The following is a 23,073-nucleotide window of genomic DNA, read 5'->3' as shown; positions in this document are numbered from 1 at the left end:
AGCAAACTCGTATATACATTCCGCCCACAGAGTGTAATTTCACCTCATCGCTTACTGGTTGCAGGATTCGGGTTTGAAGATATCGGTCATCCTCAAAACGCTCAACGAAGAAAAGCGCATTGCAGCGGCTATCGAAAGCGTCATGGCTGCTTTGCAGGGCATGGACGGCGAGATTATCGTTGCTGATAGTGGGTCGCGGGACAGGACTGTTGAGATCGCCTCCGGTTATCCCGTCATCATCGCGCAGATTGAAGCGCCTGCCAAAGCCAGTTGCGGGATTGGTCCTCAGCTTGGATTTCAGTACAGCAAAGGCGAATTTGTTTGCCTGATGGACGGAGACATGCTGCTGGATGCGGCGTTTTTGCCCGCCGCTCTGGAATATCTGAATGACAATCCAAAGGTCGCGGGCGTGAGTGGGCATGTCAACGAGGTCAATCTCGACAACCTTGAATTCACCCGACGAGTGCAGAGAAACGCGCCTGAAAATCGCAGCGGTGTTCTTGATCGACTGAATGGGGGCGGGCTTTATCGGCGTGCGGCGATTGAAGAGGTGGGATATTTTTCGGATCGAAATCTTCACGGCTACGAGGAGTTCGATCTGGGCCAGCGTCTGCGCATGCGGGGCTGGACGCTTTACCGTCTCGACCGAAGATTTGTCGATCACTTCGGCCACAGCATCAATTCCTATGTGCTCCTGACCCGCCGCTGGTCCTCGAAATATCTTCGAGGCGTTGGAGAGCTTTTGCGGGCCGGGTCGGAACAGTCGCGATTGAAAGCTTTGACCAATGAGCTTTCCGAGATACGGCTGTGGTTCGGTGTTTATCTGTGGTGGGCCATAGTGCTGGTGTGTCTGATTGCAGGCTTCTTCAGTGCTTACGGCTTCATCGCATTTCTCGTTGCCCTTCTGCTTCCGGTCGTTCTCATGAGTATCAAGCAGAAAAGCCTGTCTTTGGGGTTTTATGCCGTTGTTGCATGGTGCTTCCATGCCGCGGCCTTGCCGCTCGGCTTCTTTGGTTCTCGCCAGCCGCCGGACCGATGGATCGAAAGCAAACTTCTGAAGTCGCAATGAAGCATGCCGTTTTAGCCAGCCTCGTCGCCTGCCTGCTGTTTTGCCAGCAGGTTCGTGCGGCTGAATGGCTGCCGGTGCGGGACGTGTCGCTGGAAGTTCAGCCCGGCAGTCCACTGGATTTCTCCACCATACTTCCTAACCCGCCTATCGATGACGCTAGCCGGATTGTCATCAATTCCGCCGGGAAACTGGCGAAGGCTGGCGACAGTGAGACATCTCAGCGCTTCCTCTGCGCCTCTCTGGCATGGAGCCCTGCATCCGGCGGGTTTCCCGATCACGCAACGGCGGATCGATATGCGGCGCAGCTGAAGATGCACGGCTACAATATTGCGCGTTTTCACTATGTCGATGCAGCGCTGATGGAAGGGCGCACGACGGATTTCGATTTTAATCCGGAGGTTCTTAACCGCATCCATTATCTCATGGCCGCCTTGAAGCGGAACGGCATCTATTGGATCATGGACGGGCTTAGCTCATCGCGCGGAGCCTTTGGCGGTTTTGGTGATCGGTGGGAGGTTAAGGGTGATCTGAAGCTAGGTGTTCAGATCGATGACCGGGATTTTGAGCATTGGCTCAAGTTTCAGCAGCTCGTTCTGGCCAAGGTCAATCCTTATACCGGTGTAGCGCCTATTCGTGATCCAGCCCTCGTCGCAATCGTGCCGTTCAACGAGAACGGTCTGGAGTTCGACTCCATGATGCAGGAGAATGTGCGGGGCAGCGTGTTTTCCGAGCGCCTGAAGCCGCTGTTCAACGATTGGCTTTTCAAGAAATACGGCACGACAGAAGCGCTTGTTGCGGAGTGGGGATGGTGGGCCACAAGCGGCGAACTTTTCAACCGCTCTATCGCCCTGCCAACCAATCGTTACGAGCGCAGTGAGCGGATGCGCGACCTGCAATCCTTTTTCATCGAGGTGGAGCAACAGGCCACAGGCCGCGTGACGAAGGCGTTTCGAGACCTCGGCTTTCGGGGCATCATCCTTCCCTACAACAACTGGCCGACTATCCAGACCGGAATCACGCGCAGCATTCAGGATGCGGTGGCGATGAACACCTATCAGGATTGGGTCGATTCCTATGCGCCGGGCACCAGCATTCAAGGCAAAAGCTCGCTGGAAGACGGCCTGCTTTATCTCAGAACCATAGGGGCTGCGCGCTGGCTGGGGCGGCCTTTTTTCGTGACCGAGTATGACCATCTGTTCTGGAGCCCTTATCGATATGAGGCAGGGCTTGCCGCGCCTGCCTTCGCGGCTTTGCAGAATTGGGATGTGTTGTGCAGGCATGCCCACGGTCCCATCATCCTGTCTTATGGCGAAGATGTTCCGCACAAAAAACAGATGCTTCCCTATGCCATCGCGCTCGATCCCGTCGCGCGTGCTGGAGAAACATTGAGCGCACTCGTCTTTCGACGGGGCGATGCGACAGCTGCCTCAGTTCGCATCCCGTTTCTCGTCGATGGGCAGGCTGGTTTGCCTGATGGAATCAACGATATGGAGCCGGAGATATTGACCCGTCTCGGGTTGGTCGGGGCAATTGGCCTTCAGCCCGGGAATGGCGGAGGTGGTGCTGTCGCCGTTCAACCCGTGCGCAGTGGCCAGACACCGATGCAAATCGTCGCGCAGTTGAAGCAGGCTGGCACTTTGGATGCTGCCCACCCAACCGATCTCGATCAGGGACGTGTCGTCAGCCAAACCGGCGAATTACAGCTGGATGCGCCGGAGAAAAGCCTTGCGCTACGCTCGCCCAAGACCGAGGCGCTGGCTTTCGACAAGATCGATGAGCCTGTCGATCTCGGCTTTGCCACTGTGCAATCGGCAGATGGGCGTGGGTTGTTCGCAATGTCATCGCTGGATGATCTGCCGCTGGAAAGCAGCAAGAGACAATTGCTGATCATGGCTTCCGATGCCCACAATACGGGCATGACGTTTCGAGATGCGGATGAACGGGTTATCGAGGATTTCGGGCGGCTCCCGGTTATGATCCGTCGAATGGAGATTGGCCTGACGTTCAAAGCCACCGGTGCTTTCAGGATTTCTCCGGTTGGTCTGGATGGACGGGTTTATCCGCCGGTGATTAGTTCCGCAGGCGGGGAGGCGGTGACGCTGACGAATGATACGCCTCAAGGTCCGACCACTTATTTTCTTCTAGAAACCACTCAGTAAAAATCCCGCACCAGGCGGCTCCAGCTTTCACCGGCGATGCCGCCAATATAGGCCTGACCGCTGAGCATGGCCTGCCTGAATTCAGTGGAACGGGAGGAAGCGGAAACGCCGGTGACGTGGCGATACCAGATGCCATTATATTTCGACAAGGACGGTATCATTTCCGGCCGAAGCTGTGCTGAGGCGAAGGCGAAGCCGGCCTCTTTCAATGCCGCGAAAGCTGTCTCCAATACCGCTTCGTGTTTGCCATCCTGCGCCAGAAGGTCGAGGATTTGCGCTTCACCACCGCGCGCGCCGGCGAAAGAGAAGACGCCGCATGTATCGCCATTTTCGTCATGCACCTGCGTAAGAGCGAGCTTGCCACGGCCACTTGGACCGCTTGAGGCGTTGATCGTCCACTCGATCTCCTCGGCTGTATAGACCGGTGCGACGACGAAGCCACTGAGAAAACGATTGGCGTATTCTGCGAAGACAGCAGGCGTTGCCTGCGAGGCGCTATATCCTGCTGACGTTGTCGTCCCTGCAAGAGTGACAGGTTCAGGCAGCGCGCCTGCGCTCAGAATGAAGGGATATTTCTGCGAGACACGACGCCGGATATAGCCCAACGCAGATGGTAAAGGCTTGAAGAGCTTGTACCAGCGCAGGCCCTGGACCGGAAGTTCGGTGCCGCCAATGGCCTTCAGGTGTGAAATGCTGACGCGGGCGGCGCTATCGGAAAAGCTGATCTGGTTTGTGCGCGGCCGCAGCTGAAAAATAAGCGACGCAATACCGCGGGGATTGGCATCCTCTGCGGCCATGAAGGTGCAGGCCAGCCGCGCGATCACCCTTTTTTCGCCGATGCGATAGGAAAGCGGCAAGGTCGTCAGTGCGCTTTTGACATTGCCGGCATGATCGACAGACACCATGCTGCCGTTTTCAGGCGTGTAGTTTGGGTGCGAAAACATGAGTTGCGACATGTAGGTGCTGAGGTCGGCCTTGTCCGGCTTCGTGCGTTTTCGAAATACGCTGGCAAACAGGTCAGCGATTTGGGGAACGTCAGCCGGCTCCGCAGGTCTGATCTTGGTGGCGTTATCTGCTGTCATGGCTGGACCTCCCGACTTTTCTCCAGTGAGCGCGTGACATGGACTTTGACGACGATCCATGCCGCCACGACAATGCTCAGCTCAATCATGTAACCTGCGATGAAAATGCCATAGGGCGGCCAAGCCCAGGCGGCGGCTCCGATAAGGATCGCGCCGATGCCGTTGGACAGGTTTAAAACCCATGCGCGTGACGAATGCCGACCTGCCGCTCCGAGCAAATCCACGGCGATAGACCAGACGGCGACCAGAACGATGAGCCACGCCATGATCCGTAGGAAATGCGGCAGAGAGACATATTCCGGGCCGAAGATCAAAGGCATGAAGGAGGCGGAGACGTAAATCACGATAGCCGCCACGAGACCGAGCGCGAGAGCCACGCCGAGAATACGGATCGTCAGGCGAAAGGCATTGTGAATGCCGGTCATGCTGGCCACGGCAAGGCGTGGATAAACCAGTCGGTTCAGCGCATCGATGGCCATGTAGCTGCTGTCTGTAATTCGGCGCGCAACCCCGTAGCTGCCCACCAGTTCGGCACCAGCCACAAAGCCAAGCACCAGCAAATCGACATTCTGGCGGATGGCGCGGAAAATAAACGGCGTCGCGAACAAAAGCCCAAGCCGGATTTCGTCTCGCTCAATGACATATTTCGGACGCCCGATGCGAAACGCGATGAAGGCGTAGAGGATGAGTGTGACGAGATGGGCCGCAAGCTGCCAGGTCGCCCAGCTTTCAACCGTTGAAACATGAAAGGCAAAACAGGCGAACGCTGCCGTAATCGTGCGAATGAAAGCGAAGCCGACCACGGACGCATTGGCTGCCCCGTATTTGCCATGAGCCAGAAAGATGCTTTCGCCCAGCATGATCAGCCGCACCAGCACGACATTGGTCAGCACCAGCTGAAAGGTGGTCAGAACGCTTTGGCTGGTCGTTTCGCCAAAGCTTATGAACTCCGGCAATATGGCGGTGCCGAGTGCCAACAGAACTGCACCGCTGACGAAAGTAAGGATGAGGTTGTGGCCGAAAATACGCGGGAAGCAGCTGGGGTCTTGCGGCACGCGTCGGACAAGGCATTCCGATGCGCCAAGACCGCATAGATGCACGGCGATGCTGGTGATGGCGATGAAAGAGACATAGCGCCCGAATTCCTCCGCGCCGAAGGAGCGCGCCAGAATCGCGAAGGTGACGAGCTGCGCTGCATTGGCAATCAATAGGCTGGCCGAGGACGCGCTGTAGGACAGCAGCATGCCGATCAACCGTGGCTTGTCCTTTTTGTCGCTGCTGCTCATACGGTTCATCTCCATGCCGCAAAAATAGACGTGCTGTAAACTATTTATCAGCGGACTATGTGATTTAGTAAGATCGTATATACTAAAAACGTTTCGTTTTGATTGATATAGAGGTTACGGTAGCGCATGTACGAGTACCCAGCCGAGAAGCGGGCGAAACCCGTTTTTGACGATTCAGCGCCTCGCGTAAGCGTTCATCCACGCGGTTCGACCACTGCCGAACCCTTGATAACGCCTGCAAAACTGCTGATATGGCTCCGGCGTGGCCTGCTGTTTATCGTTGTTTTTGCACTTCTTGGTGGTGTGCTTGCGGTTGGTTTTGGCATGGCGGTGAAGCCGCGTTACACATCCAGCATGGACATTCTCTTGCCGCCGCCCACGGGTCAGGTGGTGCCGAATGAACTGACGACACCCAATATTCAAAGCGACGCGCAAATTCTGGATATTTCCAGCAAGCTGCTGCTGATCACCTCCGGCAATGTCCTGCGTCGGACCGTCGAGCGCGAGAATCTTCAGCAATTGCCGGAATTCAATTCCGCCGTCGATACCGAGGAAGGGCTGTTCAGCTGGTTGAAACCGGCAAGCCCAGCCCCCGCAGATGATGGCGTGGTCGTTGCCATGCGCAACCTTGCCAAGCGCATCAAGGTCGCCCGACAGGGCGGCACTTATCTGGTCTCCATCAGCCTCTGGACCCGAGATTCTGGTAGGTCAGTCAGTGTTCTTTCGACACTGGCCCAGTCTTTCCGGGAAGAGCTGGAGGCAACACAGACCGACCTTGCCAGAAATGCAAGCCAGGCTCTTTCCAACCGGCTTGAGGAGTTGAGGCAGGCGGCAACGCAGGCGGCAAATGCCGTTGTGCAGTTCCGTCAGGATAACAATCTTCAAAATCTCGGTGGCACGGGCTCCGTTAATGTTCAGAGCGTGTCGCAACTGAACACGCTTTTGAATGAGGCGTCGTCGCGACTGTCAGACGTTCAGTCACGTTACCGCCGCCTGAGCCAACCGGCTGCCGATGGCGTGACACCTTCCGACACACTGGATTCGCCGACGCTGATTGCACTGCGGTCGCAATATAGCGTGCTGAAGCAGCAATATGAGGAACTGGCGCTGACTTACGGCACACGTTATCCAAGGCTTGTCAGCGCGCGTGCACAGCTCGGTACGCTAAGGGCTGAAATGGCGCGGGAGACCGAGAGGTCGCTACAGACCATTCAGGTTGATCTCAACCAGGCGGAAAACTCTGTTGCAACGCTGCGCACCCAGCTTGAAGAAGCGCAGAAACGAGTCTCCACCGATGATAGCGCGCAGGTTCAGTTGCAGGAGCTGGAGCGCAACAGCCAGGCAAAATCCGCACTTTACGATACGTTCCTGAAGCGCGTCGGCGAAACCAGTGAGCAGCAGCAGATCAGCGTCTCCAATCTCCGCATCGTAACAGAACCCGTGCCGCCCGAAAAACGCAGCTGGCCACCGCCAACATTGCTTCTTGCCATCGGCGGTGTTCTCGCTGGGCTAATCCTCGGCGTCATCGCCGTTCTGGCAACACGTCTCTTCCTCGTTCTCAAGCAAAACAATTGGCGTTTTGAGCGGGCAGGCTGATGCAGAAAACGGCGGCGTTGGGGGTGGACGGAACAGGGCTTCAGGCTAGGATCAGAACGCTGGTCTTCATGGGCCTCTTCCTGTTTTTCTGGATCACCACCAATCCCTTCGTGGATCTCGTCAGCGTCGAGGCCAGCGGGTCGGATGCCACCGGCGGCTCCAATCTCATCAACCAGCTGACCTTCCTTGTTTTGACGTTACTGACGGTCTATGCCGCGCTCACCCATCCCCTGCGGTCGCGAATATGCCAGCCGCAATGGCTCGTTATTGCTCTTTTCTCATGGTTCCTGATCTCATCCGCTCTTTCGCATTATCCGGTTGATGGGATCAAAAGGACCATCCTTGCCATATTGACCTGCGCCAATGCTGGCATGTTCCTACTGCTCCCGCGCTCCGAAAAGCAGTTCGCAAGGCTGATGCTGATCGGAACGGCCATTACGCTTGGCATGGCCTATTTTGGCGTAATTTTTCTGCCAAGGCTGTCGATCCATCAGGCGGACGAGTTGATCGAGCCCATGAATGCGGGCTTCTGGAGAGGTCAATATTCCCACAAAAATCTTGCCGCCGCCGTCATGCTGGTGGCCGCATTCTTTGGTCTCTATTTTCGCAGTGTCGGTTACAAAAAGAGCGGGCTCGCGGTCATCGTCCTGTCCGTCTTCTTCCTCATTCAGACAGGCGGTAAATCCTCGACCGCCATGCTGCCGCTGATCCTTGGTCTGCAATGGGTCTTCGAGAAATTCCGCTGGACCAGATGGCCCATTGCTGTCGGCGGTATTCTGGCCTTCAATCTTCTGGCTCTCGGCGCGGCACAGTCCGAAGGCTTTCGCGGATTGATCGCGGCACTCGGCGTCGATCCCACTTTCACCAACAGAACCGACATCTGGAAGATCGCCTTTGACGCCATCACCCAGTCGCCCATTCTTGGGTACGGTTTTCAGGGTTTCTGGCAAACCTCTGATATCACGCAGAGTTCTGCTGGTCTGGAAACTTGGGCTGTGAAGGCCTTCAATGGGCATAATGCCTATGTCGATGCCCTGCTGACGACTGGAATTCCGGGGTTTCTCCTGACCATCGCATTGGTGATTTTCGTACCTCTGCGCGCGGTGGGGCGGCTTGGGCCTACTCCGAATAGCCCGGCGCTGTCGCGCCTGTTCATGCGCGTCTGGCTCTACGTCATCTATGCCGGTTGTCTTGAAGTTATCTTTTTCCAGAGCGGCAGTCCGATCTGCTTTTTCCTCCTGGTCTCCATTTTCGGTCTGGAAATGCAGTCGCGCATGAACCTTGTGGAAGAACGAAAAGCCGAGTGGGAGGGGAAACATGCCGTTGCTGTCTAAGGCCGTTTCAAAGCTGCAGCATGTGCAGGATCGCGTCGCGGAGCGGGCCGTCCGCGCCTTTCCCGTTTCCACATTGAACGTGACGTGCACGCGCCCCATCGTGTCCTTCACCTTCGACGACGTTCCAGAAACGGCGCATTCCGCAGGCGCGCGTATTCTTGACGAACATGGCGTCAAGGGAACGTTTTACATCGCGGGCGGTCTCTTGGGTAACAAGGAGGCGGACCGAGAGTTGATCTCGGCTGAAGGCTGCAAGCTGCTTGCGGATGCCGGTCACGAAATTGGATGCCACACCTTTGCACACAGTGCAGTGCGTACCCTGTCGGGCGACGCGCTGGAACGCGATCTCGACCGCAACAGGGACATGCTGGACAGCTTCGATCCCAACATCGGGAGACGAAACTTTGCCTATCCCTATAATCGAGGCTCCCTTCGCCATCGGCAGGCCTTTGCGAAGCGCTATACGACAGCGCGCGGTGGTGGAGATCGTATCAATCGCGGCGTGGTCAATCGCTCCTATCTCTGGGGCATGGAGATCAGGCAGCCGGAAAGCGATGCTCTGGCTCTCACCAGTCAGATCGATGCCGTGCTTGCGCAGCCGGGCTGGCTGATTTTCTTCACGCATGATGTGAGCGAAACGCCGACCCCCTATGGCTGTCGGCGTGAAACCTTCGCCACGCTTGTTCATTACGCCGTCTCAAAGGGCTGTCTTGTCTTGCCCGTGCGTGACGCCCTTCAGCACATTGCAGAATAGGAACGCCAGAGGATGGGAGGGACGCTGCTTGCAATCAACAATTACTTCTACCGTCGTGGCGGCGCAGAGGCGATCTTTCTCGACCAGATGGATATGTTCGAGCGTGCAGGCTGGCAGGCGGTGCCGTTTTCCATGCAGCATCCCAACAATCTGAATTCGGATTGGTCATCCTATTTCATTCCCGAGATCGAGTTCGGTCGCCAAAGCGGCTTGATGACCAAGGTCGAGCATAGTCTCGAGGTCATTTATTCAAGAAAAGCGCGCGCCCATTTGAACCGTCTGATCGATGCGGTGCGCCCAGATGTCGCCCATGCTCACAATGTCTATCACCATATTTCCCCTTCGATTTTTCCGCTTCTGAAGAAAAGGGGAATACCGACGGTTCTGACGGCGCATGACCTGAAACTGGCCTGTCCGGCCTATAAGATGCTATCGCCGCAGGGCATCTGTGAGAAATGCAAGGGCGGCAAAATATACAACGTGCTCGTCAATCGCTGCATGAAGGAATCCGTGGCGCTGAGCGGCCTTGTGATGGTGGAGACGGCGGTTCACCGCACGCTCGGCGTCTATCGCAACCATTTGGACAAGATCATCGTCCCCAGCCGGTTCTATCAGGCCAAACTCATGGAATGGGGTTGGCCGAGCGAGCAGCTTGTCCATATTCCAAACTTCGTGGATCAGTCGATCACCGACAATCCGGTCTCGGTCGATGAAGGCGACTATTTCCTGTTTGCCGGACGGTTAGCACCTGAAAAGGGCATCGCGACGCTGATCAAGGCGGCGGGCCTGTCCGGACAACGTCTTCGCATTGCAGGCACGGGGCCGGACGAGGCAGCACTTCGTGCATTAGCGCAGGAGACCGGTGCGGAGGTTGAGTTTCTGGGCTACATGACGGGGCGGGCGCTGCATAAGACGATTGCTGGTACCAAGGCTTTGGTTTTGCCATCCGAGTGGTATGAAAACGCGCCTGTGAGCCTGCTTGAAGCCTATGCTCTTGGTCGCCCTGTCATCGGCACCAATATCGGCGGCATCCCGGAATTGATCAGGGATGGTGAGACCGGCCTGATTGCGCAGCCGTCCGATTCGCAGGATCTGGCCCGGGTGCTGACCTCCATGAGCGATCTGTCACAAAGCGCGCGCCGGGACATGGGCGCTCGCGGTCGTGCCTGGGTGCAGCAGGATTTTTCGCAGGCTGCCTATCTGGACCGCACGACGACACTCTACCGCGAACTCGGCGTTCGGCCTTGAGGCTTCAAGGATAACGGCTGATGATGACGGCATCCAGCATGTTCATATCCATTTCGGGCGAACGAAACCGATCTGCAAGGCCCGCCGTCAGCATCTTGCGCTTATCTTCGGGGATCGATTTTGCCGCAATCACCTCGATATCCACCCATCCATTTCGCTCGAATGCCCTGACATAGTCGATCGGACGTTTGCGGTTCGGCTGGCCGGGAAAGGCGAGCAGCGAATAGAACCAATCCGAAAACCGGTAGATGTTGTTGGGGTCGCGTTGGCGGATGGCGTTGGTGTGTGTCTGAAGGTCGACGATGTGCAGGCTGACGCAGCCGCTTTTCGCGACCTTTGTCAGGCCATCTATGGTCGTCTCTATGGCATCGAAATGCTCGAAGGCGGCACAACTGAGGATGAGATCGAATGTCTGCCCTTTGCAGAGGGCCGGAATGTCGAAGCTGGCATCCACATGATATTGAAAAGGCGGAGAAAAATCGTCCAGCATGGCATTGGCAGCTTTGATGTCATCAGGCTGCATCGTGCCATTGAAACGCGCAATTGCATCGCGCCTGAAGTCTCCGGTCTCGCCCGCTGCCAGCCTGAAGGCATCCACTGCCGTATAGGACTTCGCGCCATGGGCAAGCAAAAGCCCGCCCGTCGCCAGCGAAGAGCCCGGCCCAAGCTCCAGCACCGCACGGTCTTTCACCGAAACATCCGCAGGCAAAAACCTGAGCCACGATTGCATCACGTCATGGACGTAATCGATCCGGGCATCCCGATCGTCTGCCGATACTGTGTTGGGCTTGCGATACCCCATCAAGCGATGCTTGGCCCAGACGCTGAACAGGATCGCAGCGCCGAAAATTTTGAACAGAAAATTCCGTAAGAAAATTGGCATTTCCAGACCCGTGCAATGTTGAATTCAGCCGGTTCGTCGGCATTTCAGATATTTACGCGCCGATATTCAAGGGCCGCGTCAACATCCATGCAATCGTAGAAGGGAATTAGTTATTTTAGAATTTACTGCAATACATTAAATCTGCAAATGCCGGATCCAATCCAGTGCGCGGTCCGATACAGCGGAGAGGTGTGGTTCGATGCAGTCTTCAGACGTTACATCCAGTGGGTCGCCAGTGCCGATCACGGTCGTTCTCGATCAAGGCACTGCTCGAAGACCGGCGAACCGATATGAAAACATTGATGCCCTTCGTGCAATTGCCGCCCTTGCTGTGGTGGTTCAGCACTTCTTCGGCGATATCATTCGGGAGGCAACGGATCAGCAGGGCATCGCAGTCCATGTTGCCTCGTCCAGCGTCTCATATTTCGATGCCGGTCGGTTTGGTGTGGTCCTGTTCTTTCTCATCAGCGGGTTCGTCGTTCCCTTCAGCATCAAGGGAAGTTATCCGCTACATCGCTTTGCAATATCGAGATTTTTCCGGCTTTTCCCAGCCATGTGGCTGGCGCTTTTCTGTCTGGCTGTTGCGTCGCTCTTCCATGGGCAAATGCCGTCGCTGCCCACATTTTTGGCGAATATGACCATGCTGCCAGCTGCATTCCGGCAGCCATGGATGTCCGGCGCTTACTGGACCCTCACCATCGAACTGGTATTTTACGCCCTGTCCGCAGGCCTTTTTGCATTGGGCGCGCTTTACCGGCCCGCGATCATTGCGCTCTTCGCCATATTGCTCGCGCTGGCCACCGCCATTCCCATCGCTCTGCGTTCCTACGGGACATCGCTGCCGGTACAATATATCAGCCTGCACGTTTCATTCCTCTATCTCGGCTTGCTGCTTCGGATGACGCTGATCGACAGGCTTGCGGGTGCTAAGTTCGGCGCAATATGCGTGCTGATCACGCAGGCCATCATTCTTCTGACAATCGGGGAATTCTCCCTGTCGCGGCAGGATGGTTTCTTTCTGGTCGGCTCTGTTCCGATTCTGACCAGCTATGTCGCCGCACTTTGCGTCTTCGTGTTTTCGGTCAAAACGAGAATGCCAAACCACCCGCTGCTCTCATGGCTCGGCGCGCTCAGTTATTCGATCTATCTGTTCCACGGCATCGCGGCACTTCTGGTTTTTTCGTTCCTGCCGCTCACAGGCACATGGGTGGACTTACCCATAGGGATTACCAGCCTCGTCCTCACCATCCTTATCTCAGTCTTCGTCTACGAGTATTTGGAGAAGCCAATGATCAACCTTGGGTATAGGTTTATTAGGCGTGAGGATAATACTGAGTCGAAGATAGCCGTCTAGAAGACGGGTTTCTACAGCCACGCCGTTTACTATGTCGGTGAGTTCAAAAGGGTGATGTTGCGACCCCACTAGCCTAATCCTCATTTTAAGTTATTATATCCTAATGTTCTAATGTAATTAGGAGCGGGTTATGGATTACGGTCACACGCAAGACGATCAGCCTGCACTTGAGGTGGACGGAGCCGCTGATCGCCGGGATGAAGATAAGCGGATGCTCGATCAAATGCGCATCTGCATGATCGGTCTGCGCGGCATTCCGGACGTGCAGGGCGGGGTCGAAACCCATGTCGAACAGCTGGTTTCCAATCTGGTCGATCTGGGAGCGGATGTGCATGTCTTTGCCCGCAAAAACTATGTAGCCGACACCAAGCCTTACATCTGGCGCGGCATCACCGTTCATCCATTATGGGCACCACGCAGCACCCGGTTCGAGGCGATTTTTCATACCGCCCTTGCCTTGGTGAAAGCACGGTTTCTGCACCCGGATATCGTCCACATTCACGCAGTCGGGCCGTCTCTGGTAGCGCCGCTGGCGCGCATATTGGGCCTGCGCGTGGTCTTTACCCACCATGGTTATGACTATGATCGCGAGAAATGGAATTCGTTCGAAAAACGCGTCTTGCAGCTTGGCGAATGGGCCGGAATGCGCTTCTCGCATGCGCGCATCGCTATTGCCAAACATATTGCAGACAGGATGCAGAAGGATTTTCAGGCGCCCGTACATTTCATTCCGAACGGCGTGAAGGTCGATACACGCAATCTGGAAGATAGCGTTCTCGGTGAATTCGGCCTGGAAAAAGGTCGCTACATCCTGCTCGTCGCCCGTCTGGTTGCCGAAAAACGCCAGCTCGATCTGGTCGAAGCCTTCGCTCGCACCAATCTTAAAGGCACAAAGCTCGTTCTCGTCGGTGGCGGCGATCTGGAGAGCGGCTATGTGACGGAGCTTAAGGCACGCGCCAACGACAATCCGAATGTCGTTCTCACTGGGGTTCAGTCAGGTCGTAAACTCGCCAGTTTGTTCGCAAATGCCGGGCTTTTTGTTCTGCCTTCGAGCCATGAAGGCATGCCGATTGCACTTCTCGAAGCCATGGCGCATGGGCTGCCGGTTCTAGCCAGTGACATCGAAGCCAATCTTGCTTTAGCTTTGGATGACGCCTCATACTTCCCGCTCGGCAACATCCACGCTTTGTCGAACTCGCTGCAAACAAAAATGGAAAACAAATCCGCTACCCGTGCATCTCGCCTGAACGGCTCGCGCATCATGTCGAAATACGATTGGCGGACGATTGGCCTGAGGACGGCTGAAATCTACAAGTCGATTGCAGGCGCGACGCCTCCGAAACCATACCGCCAGCCCAAGCGGCAGCCTGAGCCGGCGACCCGGTGAAGGATGACAGCGGGTCGAGGCGTCGATAACGACGCCTCGCGTGGTTCCTTTTCTCGACGTGTTTTGCAAGCCGCTTAGAGAACAGCGAGCATGCCGCCATCGACATAGATGATCTGGCCGTTGATGTAGTCGGATGCAGAAGATGCAAGGAATACGGCTGTGCCGATCAGTTCCTCAGGCTTGCCCCAGCGCTTTGACGGCGTTCGCGCCTTGACCCATGCATCGAATTCCGGATTGTCGATCAAAGCCTGGTTCATGTCCGTCAGCATGTAACCGGGGCCGATTGCGTTCGACTGAATGCCGTGTTGCGCCCATTCGGCGGCCATGGCGCGGGTCAGCATTTTGATGCCGCCCTTGGCGACGGTATAGGGCGCTACGGTTGCGCGGGCGAGTTCGCTTGTCAGGGAGCCGATATTGACGATCTTGCCATAACCGCGAGGGATCATCCGTTTCGCTGCTTCCCGACCAATCACGAAAGCACTGGTCAGATTGGTGTCGATCACCCGCTGCCAGTCCGCCGTTTCCAGTTCAATCATGGGTTTGCGAAACTGGATGCCGGCATTGTTGACGAGAATGTCGATGTTGATCCCATCTGCGTCAAAGCGTGCGAAGGCTTCAAGGATGGATACTTCCGAGGTCACGTCAAAAGCCGCAGCGTCTGCAGAATGGCCCGCGTCTTTGAACCAAGCAACGGTTTCGGCCACGCGAACCGCATTTGTTCCGTTGACGAGAATGCGTGCACCGGCATTGGCAAGCCCTTCCGCCATGGCTCTCCCAAGCCCGCGAGAGGAGCCGGTGACCAAGGCGGTCTTTCCGGAAAGATCGAAAATTCCAGGGGTGTTCATAGTATCCTCCTCAAAGTGAACTGCGGCGAACCGTCAGGTCCGGGCGTTCGAATAGTTGTGGCAGCAATTCCGTGCCAAGTCCCGGTCCTTCCATCGGCAGGACATAGCCATTTTCGATCACGGGAACATTCGTCACCAGCTCGCTATACCATCCCGTATAAAAAGCCCGCACCGATTCCTGGATCATCGTGTTGGTTTGAGAGAACGACGAATGGACTGCCGCCGCATAGGCAACCGGCCCTGTGCAATCATGCGGGGCATAGGGGCGGTGGTAGGTATCGGCGAGCGAGGCGATCTTGCGGCCCTCGGTCAAACCGCCTGTCCAGACCAGATCGGTCATAACAATGCCGATGGCACCGGCTTCCAGCATGTCCTTGTAGGGAAAGCGGGAGCCCAGGGTTTCGGATGCGCAGATCGGCACGCTGGTAGATGCGGCCAGTTCGGACAGGGCCGAAACGGAGTTCATCCGTATCGGATCTTCGTACCAAGTGGGGTCGAATGCCTCCAGTTCACGGGCAAGCTTTTTGATCGTCGGCAGGTTCCAGAGGCTGTGAAACTCGACCATGACACGCATTTGATCGCCCACCCGTTTGCGGATTTGCTCGAAGGGCTTGATGGCCGTCCGCAATTGCTCGGCGGTGATGTAGCGACCGTCATTTTCGATGGCGGCGGGGTCGAACGGCCAAATCTTCATCGCGGAAATACCCTGCTCAAGCAGGTTTTCGGCAAGCGCGCCCGCGTCGGTCATGAAACCCCTAAGGTCTTCATAGGGACCTTCCGGGTCATCACGAAAGTTCCACGTATCGACAGGCTTGATCTTGTTGGAGCGTACATAGCCATAGCCGGCGCAAGTGTTGTAAACGGGAATACGGTCATGACACAGGCCGCCAAGCATCTGATGCACAGGCTGGTCGCAGACCTTTCCGAAAATGTCCCACAGCGCAAGATCGATTGCGGACGCCGCGCGGTATTCGGCCCCGGTCGATGCTTGCGCCATCGGCAAGTTCACAAGCTCGCGAGAAAGCGCTTCGATGCGCAGCGGGTCCTTGCCGAGCAGACGACTGGCGAGGATATCGTGAATATGCGCCTCTACTGACCCAGCGCCATAAAAGGTTTCTCCAAGCCCGATATGCCCGGCGTCGGTGTGGAGCCGCACCCATAACACATTCGCAAACTCCTCCGTCCGCAAGGTCTCGATTGCGGTAATCTTCATGCAATAATCCTCCCATCCTCGGCGCACTCAGGATGACGAAATGAGTTGTCACCCATGTTGAGCACTGCCGTTGCCTCGCACATGTAACGGTGTTCATGCACCAAAGCAAAATCTGGTAGACCTTACCGTTGAAACGCCTGGACTTCAGTTCTTGACCTCCAGCTGCGTAAAAATAACGCACGCTTGCGACGCCTATGCCCCGTAGCCGTAGTTGACGCTTTCAAAAAGACGAGGTTCATTGCCAAATCAGTATTCATTTGGCCAGTTTGCTTCCTTTGCGGAGCAGGGCGGCATCTTACCAAGGCTTTGACATGAAAATTGGATCGCCGAAAGAACGATATCCGGGAGAGGCCCGTTGCGCACTGACACCTGACAGTGCGTTGCAGTTACAGAAACTGGGACATGAATGCCTTGTCGAGGCCGGGGCCGGAGTGGATGCGGGGTTTTCCGACGAGACCTATCGCGCGGCCGGTGTGACGGTGGTCGAGAGTGCCGATCAGCTGTTTGCGGAAGCCGACGTTATTACCAAGGTTCGCCCGCCTGAGCAGGCGGAGCTTGTAGGGTTGCAGGCCGGCAAAACGCTGATCTCGTTTTTCTATCCCGCCCAGAACAAGGATTTGCTGGAGCAGGCCAAGGGCACAGGCGCCAATGTCATCGCCATGGACATGGTGCCGCGCATTTCCCGCGCCCAGAAAATGGATGCGCTCTCCTCCATGGCCAACATTGCCGGTTACCGCGCGGTGATCGAAGCTGGTAACAATTTTGGACGGTTCTTCACCGGGCAGGTGACGGCTGCGGGCAAAGTGCCGCCAGCCAAGGTTCTGGTGATTGGCGCCGGTGTCGCAGGTCTTGCAGCCATTGGTACGGCGACGTCGCTGGGTGCTGTGACCTATGCCTTCGATGTCCGCCCGGAAGTCGCCGAGCAGATTGAAAGCATGGGGGCGGAATTCGTCTATCTCGATTTCAGCGACCAGCATCAGGATGGTGCCGCCACCGGTGGATATGCCGCTCCATCTTCGCCCGAGTTTCGCGAAAAGCAGCTGGCAAAGTTCCGCGAACTGGCACCGCAGATCGATATCGTCATCACCACGGCGCTGATCCCTGGCCGGGATGCGCCGAAGCTTTGGCTTTCCGATATGGTTGCGATGATGAAGCCGGGCTCCGTCATTATCGATCTTGCCGCTGAGCGCGGTGGCAACTGCGATCTGACCGTTGCCGACCAGCGGATCGTTTCCGATAACGGCGTCGTCGTCATTGGCTACACGGATTTTCCAAGCCGCATGGCCGCGCAGGCATCCACGCTTTATGCGACCAATATCCGCCACATGATTGCCGACCTGACACCCGGTAAGGATGGCAAGCTCGTCCACAATATGGAAGACGATGTCATCCGGGGTGCGACGGTTGCCTATGAGGGCGAGATTACCTTCCCGCCACCACCGCCCAAAGTGCAGGCCATTGCTGCGGCAAAACCCAAAGCCAAGGTCAAGGAGCCAACGGCTGAGGAAAAGAAGGCGCAGGAGCTGGCCGCATTCAAAGCGCAGACCAGAAACCAGGGCCTGCTGCTGGCAGTGGGAACGGGGCTGCTTCTGCTGGTCGGTGCGGTTGCTCCTGCCAGCTTCATGAGCCACTTCGTGGTTTTCGTTCTGTCCTGCTTCATCGGTTTCCAGGTCATCTGGAATGTCTCGCATTCGCTGCACACACCGTTGATGGCCGTGACCAATGCCATTTCCGGCATCGTCATTCTCGGTGCACTCTTGCAGATCGGGTCAGGTAACTGGCTCGTGGTGATCCTCGCCGCACTGTCCGTGCTGGTTGCGACGGTCAATATCGTCGGCGGCTTCCTCGTAACAAGGCGCATGCTCGCCATGTTCCAGAAGTCTTGAGCGGGTAGGGGAAGATCAACATGACAATCGGAATCGTTTCGGCGGCCTATATCTCTGCGGCTGTTCTCTTCATTCTTTCGCTCGGCGGCCTCTCCGGTCAGGAAAGCGCCAGACGGGCCATCTGGTACGGCATCGTCGGCATGGCGCTCGCCGTCATCGCCACCATTTTCGGCCCCGGTGTCGAAAACTGGTTTGTCATCATCGTCATGATTGCAGTTGGTGCGGTGCTGGGAACCTATGTGGCGCAACGCGTGCAGATGACGGAAATGCCGCAGCTGGTGGCCGCGCTGCATTCTTTCGTGGGTCTGGCAGCCGTCTTCATCGGCTTCAACGCGCATATTGAAGCATGGCGCGTAGCAGGCATGGATGCGGTGGAGCGGGCGGGTCTTGTCGGTTTTGCGGGTATCCTTGCCCACAAGACCCCCGTGGAGCTCGCCATCATGAAGGTCGAGGTTTTCCTCGGCGTCTTCATCGGCGCCGTCACTTTCACCGGTTCCGTTGTAGCCTTCGGCAAGCTTGCGGGCAAGCTGGATGGCAAGGCGAAAAAACTGCCGGGCGGGCATTTTCTCAATGCCGGCGCGGCAATCTTCTCGCTCATTCTTTTGATGATGTATGCGAATGGCGCGGGCGTCTGGACCTTGATCCTGATGACGCTGTTTGCCTTCTTCATCGGCTATCACCTGATCATGGGTATCGGCGGCGCGGATATGCCAGTCGTGGTATCGATGCTCAATTCCTATTCTGGATGGGCAGCGGCAGCCATCGGCTTTACGCTGGGCAACGACCTGCTGATCGTTACCGGCGCGCTGGTGGGCTCATCGGGCGCTATCCTGTCCTACATCATGTGCAAGGCGATGAACCGCTCCTTCATCTCGGTCATTCTCGGTGGCTTTGGTGGCACGACGGGGCCTGCCATGGAAATCGAGGGAGAACAGATCGCCATCGACGCCGATGGTGTCGCGGCAGCTCTCAACGATGCCGACAGCATCGTCATTGTTCCCGGTTATGGCATGGCGGTGGCGCAGGCCCAGCAGGCAGTCTCAGAGTTGACCCGCAAACTGCGTGCGGCCAACAAGACGGTGCGCTTTGCCATCCATCCGGTGGCGGGACGTCTTCCCGGCCATATGAATGTGCTGCTTGCCGAAGCCCGTGTGCCCTATGACATCGTTCTGGAAATGGATGAGATCAACGACGATTTCCCCGAGACAGACGTGGTGATCGTCATCGGCTCCAACGACATCGTCAACCCGGCTGCACAGGAAGACCCCAACTCACCCATTGCCGGCATGCCGGTTCTGGAAGTTTGGAAGGCGCGGCAGGTATTCGTGTCCAAGCGTGGCCAAGGCACTGGCTATTCGGGCATCGAGAACCCGCTGTTTTACAAGGAAAACACGCGCATGTTCTACGGCGATGCCAAGAAGTCGGTGTCGGAATTGCTACCGAAAATCAATTGATACAGATGGCGGCACCTTCGGGTGCCGACATGCCCGCAAGTCAAAGCCGGGAAACCCAGTCGGCCTCAGTGCACGGCTGGTTCTTCGCCTTCGAGAAAGGTCTTGATACCGTCCTTCTCGACGGTTGCCAGAAACTCTTCCCAGGCATCCTTATCGGTCGCAAAAGGTTCGTCCCAGGAGGTCACATCGTCCTCTTCACTGACGACTTCCATCTGCCAGTCCTGCTGGGTGCCAGCAGGCCGAAAAATATCGACCAGTACGGTCACGCCGTCGTCCTCGAATTCACCTGAAAATTCGGAATGTTCCAACTTCTGTTTCTTTGGCATCAGCCACCTGCACCTGTCGGCGCATCCGGCGCCAAATGTTCGGGATATTGAACGGTCTGAGACTGATCGGTATCGAATTCGCCCGGCGACTTCAACAACCGAACGCCCGGCCCGCCCGCTGAAGACGTCTGGTTGTCATCAATAAAGGAGATGCCAGCCGATTGGAGCGCACTTACCACGGCCTGGAGATCATCAGAAACGTCTGTGATGGTCGCGCCTTTGGCCTCTATAGCACGCAACGCATCTTCTGAAATATGCGACGCCCCGGCGAGACCTGCCTGATCTAATCCCAGCAAAGCCCGCGCGGCAGCAATCTGACGGCCTGTGATCTGGCTGTAGTCGCTCATGATAGCAAAAATCGCATGTGGCGCCCTTCGTTGATACTATCAATTATCACCAAGGGCGAAATTGATCAACGAAGGGCTGCGGGCCTTACTGAAAAGAAGCCTTAAGAACACGCGTCCTAGTTGGCACACCCTCTCACGTCATTTGGTAAAGCGTTCGGGGCGGAATGTTGCCAGAAGCGGATGGCGCTTGCCGATCGCCATTTCATAAGCCGTCAATTCCCCGACAATAAGTCCGAGGGTCGCACCGCTGTGGCTGAAAGCGACGTGGCATCCCGGCAGATTGGGCAGCGCGCCGAGTACAGGATCGCCATCGCCGGGTATCGGTTTATGTCCGGCTGCATAAGACGCCAGCTCTAGCTTGGGATGACCTGACAGCACCTTGGAGGCCTCTGCCAACAGGCCATCAACGGTCGTCTGTGCCACCTTATAGGAACCGTCGGGTTGGGTCACAACCTCATCTGCGGCCCAATCCGCATCGATTGCAAAGCCGCCATCTGGTGTAGGTCGAACGGCGACGCGAGGTGTGTTCAGCACCGCCTTCAAAGGGTGGTCGGTAGGCTTTGTCGTTAAAAGAAGAGCAACCGGCGTGCCGTCAACAATCGTTTCGCCAAGCTCCGCCGCCATGGCAGGAACAGCTGGTCCGGTCGCGAGCAGGACCGCGTCAGCGAGATAGGATTTATCCGCCGTCGTCTTGACGCCAACAGCGCGGCCATTTTCAACGAGAACTTGGGCTTTGCCCTCGCCGGTTACGAGCATGCCGCCCTTCTCCGTAAATTCATTCATCAGCAAGGCTATGAGTGAAGGAAGGTCCACCCAGCCTTCGCCCGGGTTGAAGATTGCTGCCCCGCCGGTGATGGCCGTTGAGTCGATGCCGGGTGTCGCATGGGCAACTTCAGAGGGCACAAGATGCCTGGCATCATAAGCGAGCGACACTTCATGAGCGTAGGCCGCTTCGATCTCATTGCCTTCTCCTTCCGGGTCCCAGGTCAGGCCTCCATCAAATTGAAGCCAATCGACCGGGCCAATTTGGCTCGACAATGTCCTATAACGGTCGATCCCTGCCATCCGCAGCAAATGGTAAGGGTTGGAGCGCATGCGCGCCGAATTCAACCATGACAGTGAGCGCCCGGACGCACCATTGCCAATTGGACCGTCGTTGATCAGGGTTACGGAGACGCCCCGTCGCAAAAGCTGCACGGCGGTTGAAACGCCGAAGATGCCTGCGCCAATAATGACAGCGGTAGAGATTGTGTTGTCGAACATGAGATTGTCTTTCACTCAGTTTGTTTCAAAATTCGAACGTGGGGCGCTTCCCCGTACTTTGCTTCGTCACAGGACTTCGGCGAGGAAGCGTTGTAGGCGCGGGCTTTGTGGATCATCGAAGATGCGCTCTGGCGTGCCGGCTTCCACAACGCGGCCTTCGTCCATGAAGACCACCTGATCTGCCACGCGTCTGGCAAAACCCATTTCGTGCGTCACCACGACCATAGTCATGCCACGCCCGCCAAGATCCGCCATGAGGTTGAGGACGCCCTTCACCAATTCCGGGTCTAGTGCGCTGGTTACTTCGTCAAAAAGAATGACTTCAGGCTCCATTGCAAGCGCGCGGGCAATGGCCACACGCTGCTGCTGGCCGCCGGACAGTCCGCCGGGACGGTGATGTTGACGGCTGGCGAGACCCACGTCCGCAAGCCGCGCCTTGGCGATACGTTCTGCCTGCGCACGCGGCATGCGCTTGATCTTCGTCAGCGATAGCATGACGTTGTCGAGGGCCGTGTGATCCGGAAACAGGTTGAAATGCTGAAAGACCATGCCGACGCGGCGGCGCAATCGTTCCGGCTTCATTGCAAGGATGCTGTCGCCGTCAAGCAGAAGTGTCCCGCCCTTGGGTTCTACCAGCCGGTTGAGGCACCGTAACAGGGTGGATTTGCCGGAGCCGGAAGGGCCGATGATGCAGGTAACGCTGCCCGCCTTTACGGTTAAGTCCACGCCTTTCAAGACGTCCAATTCACCATAGGCCATGGTTAGCCCGCGCACATGGAGGCTTCCGCCCTTGAAGGAGGTGCTTGTGTCTTTGGCTTGATTGGCCCGGTCGAGTTCCGAGACCTCTTCCAGTCCGCTTGTAATGGAGGTCGTTTTCTGCTTGCCGATGCGCAGGCGCGTATCGATGGTGTTGACCAGATGTGTCAGCGGCACCGTGATGACCAGATAGAACACCCCGGCCAGCAGCAATGGCGATAGGTTGCCAGTCACAACGGCCTGGTCCTGTCCTACGCGAAAAATCTCGCGTTCGGAGGCAAGGAGGCCAAGGAAGTAGACAAGGCTCGAATCCTTGACGTTGCCAATGAACTGGTTGACCAGCGCAGGTAAAACCCGACGCACGCCTTGAGGCACGACGATGAGCCGCATGCCCTGCCCGTAGCTCATGCTAAGAGCCCGAGACGCTTCCATCTGTCCTCGATCCACGCTTTGGATGCCGGAGCGGAAAATCTCGCCAATATAAGCACCGGCGATGAGGCTCAGAGCCATAATCCCGAGTGGGTAGGGTGATGGCCCGAAAATATCTCTACCGATACGGGCGAAACCCTGACCGATCAGCAGAATGGTGACGATGGCCGGCAGTCCGCGGAAAACGTCCGTGTATATGCGTGCGGGAATGCGCAGCCACGGCGAGCGTGAGATGCCCATAATCGCCAGGATCATACCGATGACGACACCAAAGACCGTGGATGCGAACGCAAGGATCAAAGTGTTCTTGAGACCAACCTTGATCATCGCCGGCAGAACCTCCGCCATCGCATTCCAGTCGAAAAAGCTCCGGCTGATATTATCGAACCAGTTCATATGGTC

Annotated in this window: 19 protein-coding genes; 10 read left to right on the top strand and 9 right to left on the bottom strand. The window is 56.7% G+C overall.

What is annotated here, in order from left to right:
• The first annotated feature begins 73 nt into the window (after positions 1-73).
• A complete protein-coding gene (locus AC27VJ_RS06650; RefSeq protein ID WP_488683334.1) occupies positions 74-1,069 on the top strand; it encodes a glycosyltransferase family 2 protein in 996 nt (331 codons plus the stop codon).
• Positions 1,066-3,228 (top strand): glycoside hydrolase, encoded by a 2,163-nt coding sequence (locus AC27VJ_RS06645; RefSeq protein WP_488683333.1) that lies wholly within the window; start codon positions 1,066-1,068, stop codon positions 3,226-3,228. Before AC27VJ_RS06650 ends, AC27VJ_RS06645 begins: the two co-directional genes overlap by 4 nt.
• On the opposite strand, the gene AC27VJ_RS06640 is transcribed toward AC27VJ_RS06645, so the two are convergent.
• Positions 3,222-4,310, bottom strand: coding sequence for a hypothetical protein (locus AC27VJ_RS06640; RefSeq protein WP_488683332.1), 1,089 nt, complete (start codon positions 4,308-4,310; stop codon positions 3,222-3,224). The genes AC27VJ_RS06645 and AC27VJ_RS06640 overlap by 7 nt on opposite strands.
• The gene (locus tag AC27VJ_RS06635) at positions 4,307-5,596 is read right to left on the bottom strand and encodes a lipopolysaccharide biosynthesis protein (RefSeq protein ID WP_488683331.1); all 1,290 of its coding nucleotides are present in this window, start codon (positions 5,594-5,596) and stop codon (positions 4,307-4,309) included. The genes AC27VJ_RS06640 and AC27VJ_RS06635 overlap by 4 nt, the downstream gene beginning before the upstream one ends.
• 126 nt (positions 5,597-5,722) lie before the next feature.
• On the opposite strand from AC27VJ_RS06635, the gene AC27VJ_RS06630 reads away from it, so the two are divergent.
• The 4 genes from AC27VJ_RS06630 to AC27VJ_RS06615 are packed head-to-tail and all read left to right on the top strand — an operon-like array spanning position 5,723 to position 10,528.
• Positions 5,723-7,192, top strand: a complete 1,470-nt coding sequence (locus AC27VJ_RS06630; RefSeq protein ID WP_488683330.1) for a GumC family protein — start codon at positions 5,723-5,725, stop codon at positions 7,190-7,192.
• Positions 7,192-8,526 carry an O-antigen ligase family protein gene (locus AC27VJ_RS06625; protein WP_488683329.1) on the top strand — a complete coding sequence of 445 codons (1,335 nt, stop codon included), beginning with the start codon at positions 7,192-7,194 and terminating at the stop codon, positions 8,524-8,526. Before AC27VJ_RS06630 ends, AC27VJ_RS06625 begins: the two co-directional genes overlap by 1 nt.
• Positions 8,510-9,280 carry a polysaccharide deacetylase family protein gene (locus tag AC27VJ_RS06620; RefSeq protein WP_488683328.1) on the top strand — a complete coding sequence of 257 codons (771 nt, stop codon included), beginning with the start codon at positions 8,510-8,512 and terminating at the stop codon, positions 9,278-9,280. The genes AC27VJ_RS06625 and AC27VJ_RS06620 overlap by 17 nt, the downstream gene beginning before the upstream one ends.
• Before the next feature lie 12 nt (positions 9,281-9,292).
• A complete protein-coding gene (locus AC27VJ_RS06615; RefSeq protein WP_488683327.1) occupies positions 9,293-10,528 on the top strand; it encodes a glycosyltransferase family 4 protein in 1,236 nt (411 codons plus the stop codon).
• A gap of 4 nt (positions 10,529-10,532) precedes the next feature.
• Here the strand turns inward: AC27VJ_RS06615 and AC27VJ_RS06610 are convergent, their stop codons facing one another.
• Entirely contained in the window at positions 10,533-11,411 is an 879-nt protein-coding gene (locus AC27VJ_RS06610) for a class I SAM-dependent methyltransferase (protein WP_488683326.1), read from the bottom strand.
• A gap of 199 nt (positions 11,412-11,610) precedes the next feature.
• Here AC27VJ_RS06610 and AC27VJ_RS06605 point away from each other — a divergent pair, with 199 nt between their 5' ends.
• Entirely contained in the window at positions 11,611-12,765 is a 1,155-nt protein-coding gene (locus AC27VJ_RS06605; RefSeq protein WP_488683325.1) for an acyltransferase family protein, read from the top strand.
• Positions 12,766-12,895: 130 nt separating this feature from the next.
• A complete protein-coding gene (locus AC27VJ_RS06600) occupies positions 12,896-14,152 on the top strand; it encodes a glycosyltransferase family 4 protein (RefSeq protein ID WP_488683324.1) in 1,257 nt (418 codons plus the stop codon).
• Between the two features lie 74 nt (positions 14,153-14,226).
• Here AC27VJ_RS06600 and AC27VJ_RS06595 read toward each other — a convergent pair whose 3' ends face one another.
• Entirely contained in the window at positions 14,227-14,997 is a 771-nt protein-coding gene (locus tag AC27VJ_RS06595) for an SDR family oxidoreductase (protein ID WP_488683323.1), read from the bottom strand.
• 10 nt (positions 14,998-15,007) lie between these two features.
• Positions 15,008-16,210 carry a mandelate racemase/muconate lactonizing enzyme family protein gene (locus AC27VJ_RS06590; protein ID WP_488683322.1) on the bottom strand — a complete coding sequence of 401 codons (1,203 nt, stop codon included), beginning with the start codon at positions 16,208-16,210 and terminating at the stop codon, positions 15,008-15,010.
• Positions 16,211-16,521: 311 nt separating this feature from the next.
• Here AC27VJ_RS06590 and AC27VJ_RS06585 point away from each other — a divergent pair, with 311 nt between their 5' ends.
• A complete protein-coding gene (locus tag AC27VJ_RS06585) occupies positions 16,522-18,096 on the top strand; it encodes a Re/Si-specific NAD(P)(+) transhydrogenase subunit alpha (protein WP_488683321.1) in 1,575 nt (524 codons plus the stop codon).
• 20 nt (positions 18,097-18,116) lie between these two features.
• The gene (locus AC27VJ_RS06580) at positions 18,117-19,550 is read left to right on the top strand and encodes an NAD(P)(+) transhydrogenase (Re/Si-specific) subunit beta (protein ID WP_353577691.1); all 1,434 of its coding nucleotides are present in this window, start codon (positions 18,117-18,119) and stop codon (positions 19,548-19,550) included.
• 65 nt (positions 19,551-19,615) lie between these two features.
• Here AC27VJ_RS06580 and AC27VJ_RS06575 read toward each other — a convergent pair whose 3' ends face one another.
• From AC27VJ_RS06575 to AC27VJ_RS06560, 4 genes are all read right to left on the bottom strand, one after another.
• A complete protein-coding gene (locus AC27VJ_RS06575; RefSeq protein WP_113085682.1) occupies positions 19,616-19,876 on the bottom strand; it encodes a hypothetical protein in 261 nt (86 codons plus the stop codon).
• Positions 19,876-20,223, bottom strand: a complete 348-nt coding sequence (locus AC27VJ_RS06570; RefSeq protein ID WP_488683320.1) for a helix-turn-helix domain-containing protein — start codon at positions 20,221-20,223, stop codon at positions 19,876-19,878. The genes AC27VJ_RS06575 and AC27VJ_RS06570 overlap by 1 nt, the downstream gene beginning before the upstream one ends.
• A 138-nt stretch (positions 20,224-20,361) precedes the next feature.
• Positions 20,362-21,486, bottom strand: coding sequence for an NAD(P)/FAD-dependent oxidoreductase (locus AC27VJ_RS06565; protein ID WP_488683319.1), 1,125 nt, complete (start codon positions 21,484-21,486; stop codon positions 20,362-20,364).
• 66 nt (positions 21,487-21,552) lie between these two features.
• Positions 21,553-23,067: an amino acid ABC transporter permease/ATP-binding protein gene (locus AC27VJ_RS06560; protein WP_488683318.1), complete on the bottom strand. Its 1,515-nt coding sequence runs from the start codon at positions 23,065-23,067 to the stop codon at positions 21,553-21,555.
• Positions 23,068-23,073 lie beyond the last annotated feature (6 nt).

The sequence above is a fragment of the Agrobacterium sp. 20P9.1.2 genome, assembly GCF_057799395.1.
The sequence above is the reverse complement of the archived record's forward strand: the minus strand, read 5'-3'. Positions and strand labels throughout refer to the sequence as shown.